General features: G+C 35.1%; 10 protein-coding genes. 1 reads left to right on the top strand and 9 read right to left on the bottom strand.

The genetic code is table 11. The features are described 5' to 3' along the window. Window positions 1–148: 148 nt before the first annotated feature. The 9 genes from rhuM to Q0486_RS15770 are packed head-to-tail and all read right to left on the bottom strand — an operon-like array spanning window position 149 to window position 13,819. On the bottom strand, window positions 149–1,528 hold the full coding sequence (rhuM, locus tag Q0486_RS15810) for a RhuM family protein (RefSeq protein WP_299235606.1): 1,380 nt from the start codon (window positions 1,526–1,528) through the stop codon (window positions 149–151). Window positions 1,529–1,541: 13 nt separating this feature from the next. Beyond that, the gene (locus Q0486_RS15805) at window positions 1,542–2,801 is read right to left on the bottom strand and encodes a DNA sulfur modification protein DndB (RefSeq protein WP_299235604.1); all 1,260 of its coding nucleotides are present in this window, start codon (window positions 2,799–2,801) and stop codon (window positions 1,542–1,544) included. Window position 2,802: 1 nt separating this feature from the next. Next, window positions 2,803–3,336: a hypothetical protein gene (locus Q0486_RS15800; protein WP_299235602.1), complete on the bottom strand. Its 534-nt coding sequence runs from the start codon at window positions 3,334–3,336 to the stop codon at window positions 2,803–2,805. Between the two features lie 12 nt (window positions 3,337–3,348). Continuing rightward, a complete protein-coding gene (gene brxL / locus Q0486_RS15795; RefSeq protein ID WP_299235600.1) occupies window positions 3,349–4,779 on the bottom strand; it encodes a BREX system Lon protease-like protein BrxL in 1,431 nt (476 codons plus the stop codon). A 2-nt stretch (window positions 4,780–4,781) separates the two neighbouring features. Beyond that, entirely contained in the window at window positions 4,782–7,202 is a 2,421-nt protein-coding gene (gene pglZ / locus Q0486_RS15790) for a BREX-4 system phosphatase PglZ (RefSeq protein WP_299235599.1), read from the bottom strand. 5 nt (window positions 7,203–7,207) lie between these two features. Continuing rightward, the gene (locus tag Q0486_RS15785; RefSeq protein WP_299235596.1) at window positions 7,208–10,645 is read right to left on the bottom strand and encodes a hypothetical protein; all 3,438 of its coding nucleotides are present in this window, start codon (window positions 10,643–10,645) and stop codon (window positions 7,208–7,210) included. Between the two features lie 6 nt (window positions 10,646–10,651). Then, entirely contained in the window at window positions 10,652–11,062 is a 411-nt protein-coding gene (locus Q0486_RS15780; protein WP_299235593.1) for a hypothetical protein, read from the bottom strand. A 38-nt stretch (window positions 11,063–11,100) separates the two neighbouring features. Then, window positions 11,101–13,614, bottom strand: coding sequence for a phosphoadenosine phosphosulfate reductase family protein (locus Q0486_RS15775; RefSeq protein WP_299235590.1), 2,514 nt, complete (start codon window positions 13,612–13,614; stop codon window positions 11,101–11,103). A gap of 4 nt (window positions 13,615–13,618) precedes the next feature. Continuing rightward, window positions 13,619–13,819 (bottom strand): helix-turn-helix transcriptional regulator, encoded by a 201-nt coding sequence (locus Q0486_RS15770; protein WP_299235587.1) that lies wholly within the window; start codon window positions 13,817–13,819, stop codon window positions 13,619–13,621. A 187-nt stretch (window positions 13,820–14,006) separates the two neighbouring features. Between Q0486_RS15770 and Q0486_RS15765 the strand changes: the two genes are divergently transcribed. Beyond that, a complete protein-coding gene (locus Q0486_RS15765; RefSeq protein WP_299235584.1) occupies window positions 14,007–14,327 on the top strand; it encodes an antitoxin VbhA family protein in 321 nt (106 codons plus the stop codon). The last annotated feature ends 52 nt before the right edge of the window (window positions 14,328–14,379 follow it).

Genomic DNA, 14,379 nt, shown 5'->3' with positions numbered 1-14,379 from the left:
TCAACCTCCCCTGCATCAAACGCGGCTTTATGGGACGCCATTGCAACTATGGAGCACCGCTGAAAGAGATTGAGGTGTAGATGATTCCTACTTAAATGACACAGGAGGGTTTATTGCCCTCCTGTGCTGTTTATTCACTGATTAAATATTATTTACTAGAATCATTACTATCAAATAGCGATTTCAGCTGGCGGTCGAAGTCGCTCATAATTTCTCTATCTTGTATGATTCTGAACTTTTCATATTCAGTCAAAGCCTTTTCCTCAGCTTGTTCATGTGTGATACGTCCGGCATCGGGAAGCAATGCTCTATTGTTCAGCTCCATATATCTACCGAGAAGCTCTTTCCAATCAGCCATTGTCATCAACACATGATCTTCGGCTCGTTGTTCAGCAATGTCTATGAAAGCATTACTCAATCTATTCAGTGCATCAACTTCCTTTTCGCTCAGATAGTTTTTAGCCACCGTAACATCGGACTTAATAACTCGCCCATCTGGAGCATTCTTCCAAGTGGTAAGCCCCATATGGGGACGCTCCGCATCGGCACGGTCATAGATGATTTCCGCTGCTGTTTGATTAGTTACAGCATAGTGCATCATATTTTGTACCGTCTTGAAGAACAACTTGGTTGTTTCGCTGTCCTTGTCATAGTCGGCACTACATTCGCTATATATATCCGTAATTTTCTGATAGTAACGACGTTCCGAAAGGCGTATCTCACGAATACGGTCAAGCAAATCATCGAAATAATCTGCTCCAAACACATTCTTTCCTTTCAGACGCTCATCATCCAACACAAATCCTTTAGTCAAGTACTCTTTCAAAACCTGAGTTGACCAAATGCGGAACTGCGTTGCCTCATAGCTGTTCACACGATAACCAACTGCAATTACTACATCGAGGTTGTACAAAACAACATTTTCCGAACATTTGTCCGGAACATACAAATATTTTTTGTAACCATCGGACAAATGTATTTCTCCACTTTCGTCAATCTGATGTAAGTGGTAACTGATATTTTGCTGTGTAACTCCAAACAATTCAGCCATTCTCTGCTGAGATAACCAAAATGTATTAGTATCAAAGACCACTTGCACCTGAGTCTTTCCGCGTGCTCCTTTGTAGAGAAGAATTGTCGATTCCATGCTACGAACTGCCACATCGCTCGTCATAGTAGCAGAGAAATACTCCTGAGCGACCTTCACCATATCCTTCTTTTGGTCGGCATTCATAGCGATAGCCATACAAGCTGCTCGTGAAAGTTTGATGCTAATCACTTCACGCACACCACCATTTCCAAGCTCTGCCATTTCGGTAAACTCTACAAAGTGTTCTCCAAGATGATAACCTTTCTGTGTTACCCAAGCCTGAGCCTTTGCCATCACGCGTTCGAAGTTCCAATACTTCCCATAGCCCATCACTCGTGCAAACTTACGCGAGTTCCACCATTCTTTACCTTCAGTATCCACTTCTCGTAGTTGCTCAAAAGGTGATTGAAATTTAGGCATATTTTTATCTTTATCCATATATACTATAGGGCTAGTACATCTTGATTTTTTCTAATTGAGCCTCAATATTATTTATATCAATATTAAGTGCTTTCGCATATTTCTTTTTAAATGCTGTTATCTCTCGATCCGTCAACATCGTTGAGTCATACAAAAACATCAATAATTTGTCTATTATTGAAGAATGTGTCATTATCATCGTTTGTTTAATAGGATCCCACAAAATATTAATCCATGGCTCTTTAGATATGCACATCTCCATCTCTGAGTATATTGACATACATTCGGAAAGTTGTATATCTTTTCTAAAACAAGTTTCTAATATAGCTGTAATTAAACGTGGTAGTGCAATAGGTCTAAAATACATTAACCCACCAGTTTCACGATTTCGATATGGTAATGCTGCATTATCCGTTGCTCCTACATACTTTTTTACTCCTTTAAATACATCAGTAAATAGGTTCCAAAAATCAACTAAATATTTTTCAAATTCATCTATTTCATTTTGACTAGGTCGAAACTTTAGATTTTTGTCTAAATCAGGATTAGACAATAATTTCTTTTTATTTTTTGTGATACTTATATAATACCTATATATAATTTTGTTGGTTTCATACAATGTAAGCAATGACGTAAAAGACTTTGTGTCATTGGAAAGAGCTTTAGATTTCTTAGCTGGTCCAATCTTGTCATTTATAAATAAAGGATATGTTTCCAATAGGTTTTTTGTTACTATAGCGACGGTATCATCTTCATCTAGGGCTATTATATCTCCTGTGCTTACAGGTTTAGCATACCTATTTAATGTGGAAAAAATTCTTCGTGTTTTTTCCATCCCTTCCTTATTCGTCTGATGCCCTATTAAAATTACAGCAATCGATTCGTCACCTAGTTCTGGGCGCTCTTTTATGGCTGATTTAATTCCTTCTACTCGATGTTGACCATCAACTGGAAAAATCTTTTCATCTCCAGTTAGCCTTAAAAATCCCATATTATAATAATCTTCGCCTTTGAAACCGACCTCTATCTCATTCCAAATAGGTTCTCCATCATATACTGCTAACACCAATGAATTAAAGAAATGTTCCTTTTGAGTCAGGATGTACGATGTAATACTCTTATGATTCTCTGTTAAGGAACGTTGTAACTGATCTTTTAAAGAAGTTGAAGTGTGTAGTTCATCATCAATAGGTCTAACCAAATTTGCGATCTGGGTAAAAGTAAAAGAAGATGTGTAGTAAACGATATTACCTAATACTCCTCTAATGGCTGGTATATTGAATGCGTTCATATCAAAATGCTTTTATAGGGTCTTTATATTCAATTTTATCTGGAAGGTCACTGTTAAAAGGCGGTAATATGGCTCGTATTATGGTTTTCTCGCCATCTTCAATTAATTTATTATCTTTTGTATAACAGAATTTAACGTATAAATAATTTTTCCAATGTCTAAAAAGACGTTTAATTTTAGGTCTTCCTTTTATGTATGTACTCTCCCACAGGTATCTTCTAACTCGTTTTTGAATATTCTCACTATCTGTATATAATGCACGACCGACATATGCAAGATACATTTCTGATGATGGAAGTGTTTGTCCTTGAATGAAAAACAAATATAAACCACCAGCATCGTTAGGCAATGCATTAAGCCCTGTCGATAAAGTACCATCTTCACTTAGATACTTAATATAATCTGACCAAGGCAGTGCATTAATTTCACTTTTAATTTTAGGCGATGCTTCGTTCCATCGCTCTGGGTCATGATAATACTTGCAATGAAATGCAGGGGTCCGATCATCGGTTTCTATAAATGCATCTATATTCATAGTACTGATTATTTATTTTATCCAGAACTCTGGCATTGTTGTTTTGAACTCTGCATCAATATAATGGCATTGTTCCTTTATAATACCACGTCTACGAATAGCAGGCTGTAAACAATACATATCAAAATCGTCCTTATTGACATCTGATACACTTACCCAATGTGGAAATAATAACTTCATATAAGCTACAGCAATACGCTTCACAGCATTATAATCACGTGTATCTGCATTTTTATCATATCCTACTAGCTCCTCAAACAATAATCCATATATGTTTTGAGTACGAAGCGAATGAAGTATCTCCGAAAAATATTCGACGTTAATAGTCCATCCCTTATAGATAATACCCTTGTTTATGCGAGGCAAGTGCCATCCTTCAATGAAACAATGGAAACGATCTAACAAGGCAGACTCGCGAAATGCCTGAGGTAAGGAGTCAAAATACCTATAATTCAATGGTCGTCTTTGATCACTCAAAGGAATATTTCCCATAAGCATCAAACCACATTCCGAACTGAATTCATTATTATCAATTGTTGTTTTTCCAGACTCTAAATATGATTTCAATGCAGCCTGTATCTCTGCCGGTTCTTGAAAAATGATTGTTTGTATTTCATCAAAAGCTGTAAAATCATGATTTTTAATTATACCATTCTGTTGTTTGGCCTTATCATAAAATAACTTTGCTCTTGTAACTTTTCCTCCACTTACAAGCCAGCCATATTTAGATAGGTTGCCAAAAACAAAAGATTTTCCAGTTCCTTTGGGTGCCAATTCTATTACATTTAATCTTGGTTCAATGAATATCAGCAGACGAGTCAAAAACTCTAACTTCTCAGTCATTGTATTAAATCCATCCGCCTCATATTCCATTGCAGATAATAATACATCAATCCATTCCTGAGTTGAGAATACTTTTCTAGCATCTCTTAGATATTCAAGGTCTACAGAACGATATGGCTTAAATGGCTTGTAATCAACCATCTCGACGTGGTTCTTTTTGCCATCCTCATCAGGTAAAACAGATAATTTAATAATACCCCATTTTTCACCATCTACAAGTTCCCCTGTATGGTTCTTATAAACATATTCAGGGATTTGCCCCTCATTGATCTTAATACCCAAATCAGGAATGCCAAATCTACGAATACCCTTTACCAAATCTATGTATATAATAAACCTGGTCAACAAAGTTATTTCTTCTCCAGCAGACAATCTATCTTTGACATCAGTTTGTTTCTGGGGTATAACCATATCAAGGAAATTTGTAAGCCCATCACGATTTACAACTCCATCATTGCTTATGTAGCGTTTGAGGATGAAATCTTTTACGAAGGATGGCAAATTGCGTCCAGCAAATAAACTATTGGTAGATGCAGGATCTTTATATATTGCCATAGAAGCAAATTGCTCCCTTATTTTCCGACTTGTTACTTCATTCATAATTAAAACCCTCCAAATAGATCATCTTCATCAACACCAGTCCTAATAATTAATGAATCAGACTGGGTATAATCATTTATTTTTAATACAATCTGTATAGACGTTTCTACAAGATTTAGACGTTCACTTTCGTATGTACAATTACCTGTTTTGATTAATGAGTAATCTACCCCATTATATTTTACACTTGGCGTATCAACTGTTGAAAGCCCTTTTATCCTATACGTCACAATAGGTTTAGATGCAGATATCTCATTATCGATTAGAGATGCAGAATATATACTTGCATTCTTTTTGTTTGAAACTATAATAATAGGAACAAGAACCTCCTCAGGAGTACATCCACCATGTGCTCCTAATCCTGCAGGCGTCTTTGAACTTAATGAATTATAGTTCATTGAGCACATTGTTTTTTGGTCCTCTAATACTATGTATGATGAGTCGTCACCTATATGGCTATTTTGCAATGTTGCATATCGTCCAGAATGACTAGACTTAATTCCTGCAATATTTAATCCCTTGCCATATTGTGCCATATAACTGATACCATGATCAGATATAAACGCAATCTTTTTCCCATTATATTGTGCAAGAACGGAAGATATAGCCTTTTCTATAATTCCAAATTCTTCAATTATATAATTAGGATAGGATTTGTTACTATGAGCATATGTATCTAAATCTCCTGCCTTTTTTAATTTATTCGGTGAAGAAATCTCATCCAATTTAACCTTGTTTATCTCGGTCGTTGATGGTAATTCTGCGACACCAATATGTACTTCATTTAAGTAAACGCCATCTACTTTATGCTTCTTAATTTGTTCTGTTATAAACGGAATCCAATCTACTCCAAGACCATCTATCCAATAATATACATCAATATCTTCTCTATTGTGTAATATTGTTTTTACTGTCTTAAAGTTGTTATACCACATCTCAAACGAGGCCGATGATGAATTTTTATCTAAAATCAATTGAGAAATCAAATCTGTTGGTCTATTAGAGATTTTTGATTTGCGATATTCATCAATATATGAATTAATCCAAATATTCTCAGCATCTACATTTAAGTTGGATACAGAAGTGTATGAATATAATTCTGGATACAAAGACTGTATTTTTTCTCTTGAAATTACACCACGACCTAACCACTCTATCATCAGCTGACGTTCAGTGTACGTTAGAGGTGTAATATATTTCATCGCAATCTGATATCCTCGTTCAGGATCTGTAGCAATTGAATTCAGCTTACTATGAACCTTGTTTTCTGAAAGTTCCGTGATTTTAACATCAAACTTCATCGCTTCCATCAACATTATTCTGCGTTTCTCTAGCGATACTTCATTCAATGGCTCTTCATAGATTAATGTTTCTAAAAGAGAAAATAATTCGGTGGTACTTTGTGAATTACAAAGTCTTAGAACCCTATTTAGATAACTCTCTTCACCATGTTTAAATAGATAATAGTTCTTAAGCAACCAGCGTGAAAAATCATCTTGATATTCAAACCAAATATGTATGAAATCAATTTCGTTGTTAAGAGCATACGAATTAAATCTCTTGTGTACGAATGATTCAAAGGTAAATGATGATATGTCTATATTAGATGCCAGTTGTTCCCAATACAGAATATCTCCATCTCTGAGTTGTAGACTACCAAAATCGAGTTCAAGTCCTTTGGTAAGGAACTCAAATACATTACTGCAAATTACATAATCGAAAGCATTATCAGGATGTGCATTATGAGCGTTGTCAAAAATCGTTTTTGAACTACAAATAATCTGATTCTTAACCTTATTGCCAACCTTCCATAAAGCAATCCATTCTCTCATATTGCGACAGATGGTAAATATCTCATCTAACGATTGTATTCCATATGTATTATTGTTTGTCAATATGAGTTTATATTTAGCTGTATCTTTTCCAGAACGATACTCCCAGATATGAATGTTAGGATCGCTTTTGAATTGATTCATTTTACTTTGCATTCCAATAATCGGAATGTATACTCTTTGATGATCTAATTGCGCAGCTTCTGGAGAAGATATTAGCCTGATTGTTTTAACTAATGAGTTAAATTCTTTATAATGCTCGTTATCATAGAATCTGGTTATCTCAGAGAATGGAGCTATTACAAAATCGTTAGATGGAAGGTGTTCTATGTACTCTTTAAACCTGTCTGCCAATTGTGAATATGTCATTAACTCATCATCATTGCCCTCATCCATCCATTTATCCATACCTTGCACAAAAACACAATGATTACTACATTCTTGTACGAATGCATTAAAATCATTGAAGCTCTCAAATAAGACAAAACGTAGTGGATAGCGGTTACGGAGAGAACACTCTGCACCTGTCCAATTTTTATCTATTTCAATTTCTTGATATAGCTCCTCTACAGAATCAATGACCTTGTACATAATGACTATGAATTAATTTTATCCAACAACCATTCATTATTGGTATCACATAACCTTAAAAGCATATCTTTCGCTTCATCCAATGAGGAAATCTTAGATATTCTTTCTTTTGCTTTCAGACGCTTCTCAGACACAACATTTGGGTTAATTACAGGTTGCTCATTGGGCAGACTTGGCTCAACATAAGTGGGTTCAACTGACAAAGTTTGCTCAAGTCTCCAGTTTTTAGCAGATGTAATTACTTCTTCTTCTGTCCAATAACCAACAGTTGATTCAAGGTGCCCTGTGATATAATCTCTAACTTCTTCAATTTCGTTCTCTTGAATATTAACATATTCTATTTGCATCAAGAAATTCTTGAATCCATCATTAAACGCTTCATCTACATTGAGGATATTCTTCATTTCTATCCTCTGTTCCTCTATTAATGACAATGTTTGATTTACAAGAGCAGGGTTACGTAGCTCGCGCTCCATACAAATTTGTACAATATCATCAATCAAGGTCTTTATGCTGTCACTAATGGAAACTGTAATAGGTAAACTTGTGAAAGCTGAAGACGAAGCATACTTCAATGTCCACAGAGGATTATTTTTCTTAGCCAAAAAGTCTCCAGTTATAGCAAAACGTGCATCTTTCAAACTTGACACATCAGAATAAGTGTTTCCCTTGTTATTTAATTTGAATAGAGAAATCAACTCTTTACACAGTTTGCCTTCTTCGGGAGTCTGGAATTTGAAGTTAAGTTTGCTATTTGACTTATTGTCATCCCATACCTTAAACAACAACACAATATCATCGATAAGAGCATTGGCATCTCTTGGTTTACCTTGTGGATCGAATATCTTATTAACCCAAGGTCTAAGAGCGAAAGCCATAATACCCATAGCAGCAAAACTACCATAAAAGCCATATGGTGGTTGTGTCAGTATTGAGAACTTATCATCAAAGTTAAATGGCAGACTCTTATCAGCATACTTGATAATCTTATTTACTTTATCACAAGCTGCCTTAAATGGATGATCATCCGCAACGTCTGATTTCCAATTGAGGTTTTCATCCAAGCAATCTTGAATTAGATATTGCACTGGACGCATTTGCTGATTGATGCTAATGAACTCACTTTTCGTTGTTGCAAAAAGAAACGTTCTTACCATTTCTTTAGAGTTCTGTTGTTTCCAGAATGTAGAAGGTGCTTTTTGTCTTAATATCTCATGTGCATCTGGGCCATAAGGAAAGATAACAGGAGCTATAGATGAATTAACTATGGAAGATAAATGTTTTACAGAAATTGGTTGTTTATCTACTCCGTTAATGTATACAATAGCATTATTCCTTTGAACAGATTCCATCCATTCCTTAACCATTGCCATAGCATGGTCTTTATGAACCTTTTGCTGATCTAAAAAACCATGGCTGCTTGCACAAGCATAGTTTGCTTGGAATTCAATAAACTGCTCGTATTTAGCGTCAGTCATCACCTCATCAAAGACTATAAAAACAATGTTCTTCAAGTCTTTATCATCTTCGTCAGCTGAACATTTCTCGGCAAAAGTACGTAAAGTCGCTAATTCTGTATTATTACGAGCCAACAATAATGCAAAGAATAAGCTACTACTTTTGTTTTCTTTCTTTCCATTCTTGATCTGGCTACGCAATTGGGATTCGTTTTGAACATCAGAATAGAACTTAAATGCAAATGGTCTAATGACTTTTTGCATAAATTTTTTTTCAAATATTGTCTTAGCAACATCCGAAAAATTAAGAACCTGGTGAGTGAAACGATATTGAACATTTCGCATTTCAGTCTTTTTCTCCTCAATCTCACCAGATGGTAATGCCGAAAATTGTACAGAATAAAGACCTCCAGGAGCACGTTGAATTACACCGTTCTCATTAAACCAGTTAAGAATTTCATCAACAGTATCACCATAAGTTGTGCCAGCAAATAGTGAACGAATATTATCCTCTGACGGTGTAACAAGTCCGTTATTATTCTCTCCTGAGACATTATTAAATGCATTAAGCAAGAGAATACCCTTGAATACAGCAAAGTAATCATCTCCCATACTACTCACCAACTGCACATACGAGTTGTATCGCTCAGTCACTGCTCCGTAGTTGGTAACATCATCTTGGAAAACTTTCAAAACATAATCCCATAGATAATCAGCAGTGATTGTTTCTCCATTGAAGAATAACTCCTCATTATCTAAGAAAGCTCTAATTGCATCATTTTGTCCCAAAAACTCAAATACACTTCGACTAGAAGAACCTACAACTGTGGCATAATGAGTCGCCAGATTTGCGGTTCCTGGATGTAATGGAAATAAGTTTAATAAATCCTCTTTCGTTGATAATGTATCATTACTTGTTGCTGTAAAGATTTCCAGCAATTGAGGATTCATTGAGTAAAATGATTGACTCATCTTTGAATGGCGTTCTTTGTCGACAATCTCAAATTTTCGAGACATAATTTTAAATGCCGACACAGACTCCATGTTGTATTTCATTCGATGATATCTACCATCAGTCTGTTTTAATTGTTCCGAATCTATTCCATTAAATGCAGAAGGGTGAGAAATAAGAAATATATATGAGTTATTATCCTCATTCATAAATTTCTCAGCAACATCCTGCAACTCTTTAAGTACAGGCACACCGATAGGGTCTGTCATTACATCTGTAAACTCATCCCAGATAATTAGCAGTCCATTGTATTCTCCTAATTCGACTAATTTATCTTGTACTTCAATCAACCATTGCTTTAGGCTCTCGTTATTCATTCGAACATCCAAGCCTGCAACTCGCAAAGTGTCAGTTACACGATGGAACGTACCAAGATCGCCAGTCGCAAGTTTTGAAATAAGTTGCTCTGTTGTAGATACGATGGATGATAGAAGCGTACTAGTCTCTATTCTGTGCTTCCAAATCTCTGGTTCCTTATTGATTTGTTCAATGTAATTTTCAAAGTCTGTTGGGACACAAATGTCAATTCCTTTATTCTTCAAAGTAGATGTCACAGCTTTTTGAAGAACCAATGCAAGGTCAGATGTATGAGTCATTGCCCCTAAACCATAAACCTTAACAGGCAACAATCTCTTTTCTTCTCGAAGTTTATATATGGCTTGACGAATAGAATCAAATTTTCCGTCACCAAACTCATAATCTACCCATTCACGAATATCATCAACGGGATCACATAGCAAGTGGCTGATTACAGCAACAGCGTGACTTTTACCTGTACCATAGGTACCATTAATCCAGAAAGACTTATGATTATCAATATCATTGCCACGAACCGATTTAAGTACAGTCCGTAGAACGCTATTAAACTGTTCGTTGGGAATAAACGATGTCCATTCACCGTCTTTTTCGTCTGCAATGACATAGGCTGCCTTACCGCCACGCAGTTTTATTATATCGTCATACTTAGTAGCCATAGCCAACTATTGTTTTGTTAAGAATCGTGTTATTATATTTCTTCTTATATATTCTCTACTCTCAGCATCTTGCAATATTTCCCATAGCTCATCATCGAATTTCGCATACAAGAGATTTTCTCTTAAATACTTTTCCGAAGGCGTATTACCATTATACGGTGGACGATTCTTTTCACACCAAACAAGATGATAAAAAATAGATGAACCAAGATGGTAATAAGGTAATATTATAGGAGTTAACTTTACTTCTTCATAATATCTTGCAAAAGCAGTATATATTTTTTTTAATCTGTTATCATTGAACATTATTTTATTTTCATTCAAATCTCCCATAGCAATACATTCAAAGACAGATAGAATAAACAGCGGTTTGGCAATCGATTTTCCAGATATGCCATTACCACACTTAATGCTCAAAATTAGATCATTATACAAACTTACAGTATAAGAATTCATTAGTCTAAAAGTGCTTTCAATACAGCAATTGAGGTTAAATCTTCTCTTAGGGTTATATGATCCAATCCCATATTCAACTCTGCAATGAGTACTCTGTTTTTTTCCGAAGACAAATATCTCAAACTTTTTATTAAATCATTTTTACTAATACCAAATTCTTTATATATACCATATGACTCATCTGAACGATATAAGTCAGATACTCTAAACATTTTTATATCATTGTATTGAGCATATCTGTATATTGAATAAGCTATTGCCTCAGGACTTAAATCAGTATAATTATCTCGTCTATATGAATTACCTTTTTCATCTTGTACGATACATTGACGAAACTCTTCACCAATTGGAGAATATTTAAAACTTTGCATTAAAGCCTGAATTGCATATGTTATAGTCGATTCCTTAAATGTTTGCTGGAAATATTCAATTGCAAGTTTATCTAAACTTTTGCGTGAAAAATCCGCCATATGTGCAAATGTCTTAATATACCATCTAACAAGTGGACTATTATATGCTAGGTTAATGTATATAAGTTCCCACAATAAAGTTGTAGAATTTTTATTTATCTCAACACACAATTCTCCAAAAGGGGTTAGATTGTTTTTATCATCAATAATCTCCGCATCTTTTAACCAAGCTTTAAAACTTGGGACTTGCTTCACTCCAAGCATATTGTCTGACCAAAAATCTGATGGGGATGACAAATATTGATCTACCCACTCTTGATGTATTCCAAATGTTCCGTATTTTGATATTTTCATATTTGATATATTGGTATCTGTTGGTTTTAACATTGAATCGGCCACAATACATCCAACATTGTGGTACTCTAAACATTTATGGCAATGAGTGCAAAGTTCTTTATTTATTATAACTTCTGGATATACAGACAATGCTCCTGTAGGACATTCAAGTTCACAAGCCTCGCAATTGATACAATAAGATGTTTTATTGATCACACGACGAAGATAGTATCGTAACTGAATATTATTGTTGTCATATAAGATAAATGAAAAATCAGACTTTTTTTCGCCATAACGAATCTCAAACTGAAAGACTTCTTTCTCAAATAATAATTCTCCAGTAGTTATATTATTCCTATCACTTATACTGTATTTTCCGACAGTATGAAGCCAAGTAAACACATCTTTTTGTGAGTTCTTTACCTTTGCTTCCCATCTAGTTGATGAAGATATATATTGAATAGATGTTGTAGATTGAGAAAATTTACCACTACCTCTCAATCGCCATCGTCTATCTGATATATATTCATCTTTGTTAGGAATTTTCCGTTCTTCCACAACACGTTCTATTCTAGACAAAAATGGCTGTAAATTATCTGGATAGCATTTATTCACAATCATATCATCCCAAGGAGAACCAAATGGGCACAAAATACATCCAACTCTAGGTTTTCCACTACGATAGGCTTTGTTAATGGGTAACTGATGTCTAAATAAATACAAGAAGACCTCCGTAGTATTCCATCTTAGAATTGGACGTGCATTTATAACAAAGCTATGTTTTACTCCTTTGCCAATACGGTTATAATCACTTCGCTTTGCAGATTCTTCCGCACGTACTCCTTCAAAAGCTAAAAATTTTGCATTCTTTCGATATCCTTGTTTTAACATACGATATAATGGAGCTGTTTTCATTACTGAACAGCACCAACGATGTGTATCACTAGGAGTACCAATCTTATCCCAGTAATTAAGTACAGACTCGTGATTACGGGCCATCAGGAATTTAAGTGCGGGAAATTTCTGTTTATAATATTCCTGAACCTCTTCATACAGACTTAATGAAGGAGGTAATTCATAGCCAGTATCGCTATAAATTACTTCGAAATCTGTAGGTGGAATAGCACGAGTACACAAGTCCAATACAACTTGGCTGTCTTTACCTCCAGAAAAAGATGCAATAAATCGATCTATTTTAGTCGACAACAATGCTTTTTTCCCTTCCAACTCTGCCACATCCATTGGCATTACATCGAAACTGTCGCAATCTTGCTTAACAATGGCCATCTTCTTTTTGCTATTTTTCTCTAGTTTATTAGCCATTGCCTCAAAATCCAACTTATTGGCATCTGCCTTATTATATGTTTTGTTTACCTTTGTATACTCAGTATATATGTCTCTAATAAACTCTATTGCTTCGTTTTCTAAAACAAACATCAAATCAGAAGTTCGTTTTAGCATCTTTTTCATATCCACAGGGATTAGTTCCATTGGTTTAATCCCTTTTTCAAATTCAAGAGTCGGTTCTGTATATATGTTGGCACCTTTAGCATCAAAGATATGCTTGCCACGATAATAATATTGTTTGTTGACTGCCCACATTATTGGTTCCTCGCAATGAGGATAGTTCCAACCGCATTCATTCAACTTTAACAAATCTAATTCTTCGTAGAACACAGGGCGTGGCGGTACGCCAATCGTGCCGTCTACAATACGAGGATGCAATAATACTCCTCCCGTCTCTTCGTCCCACGTTATTTTGTACATCTTCTTATTCTATAATTACTAATTGCGACAGTTCAACATCAAGGAGTTTCGCTATCTTAATGTATGTTTCCATTGTTGGCTGACAAGCATTTGTGCACCACTTTGACACAGTTGTCGGGGCACACCCCAATTGTTCCGCCAACCATTTATTTGTTCTTTTCTTTTCCGCAAGAACAACCTTGAGTCTATTTATATCCTTATCCATAATAGGCTATTTATTGCACAAAGTTAATAAAATCCCTTTATATAAGGTGTATATTGCGAATTATTTTATATCGACAGGAACTAAATTAGCATTTTTCTCATTGTATATTCAAATCTCACCTACATCAATTTTCTATATTTAGGTATTGATTATTTCCCATATTTTTCGTAACTTTATAAGAAAAATTATGGGATTATTTGAAGAATATAAGAATCACCCTGATAGGGATGTTAGAGAAAGAGCCAACACTTGGGGTGCTGCAATAGGCTTACAGAATGTAGATGGGCTTAGTGTGTCTGAAATTCTGATTCAACTTGCTAGACAACAGATTGAGGGCAAGATTACTATGGATGAAGTTACGCAAAGGCTCAACGAGCATTACAAGCATAGAAAACTTTATAGTTCTACTTATGAGATTATTCCTCCTAACTCAGAGATGATTCAGAGAATGAAAGAGGAAAACGAACTCAGACGCCCAAAGATGTATGAACAGGATTCAGCCATATGAAATTCTTGACTGTTGATGTAATTATTTCAGTTGACTACAAAATGTTGCCAAC

The sequence above is a fragment of the uncultured Bacteroides sp. genome (genome assembly GCF_937912035.1).
GTDB lineage: Bacteria > Bacteroidota > Bacteroidia > Bacteroidales > Bacteroidaceae > Phocaeicola.
The sequence above is the reverse complement of the archived record's forward strand: the minus strand, read 5'-3'. Positions and strand labels throughout refer to the sequence as shown.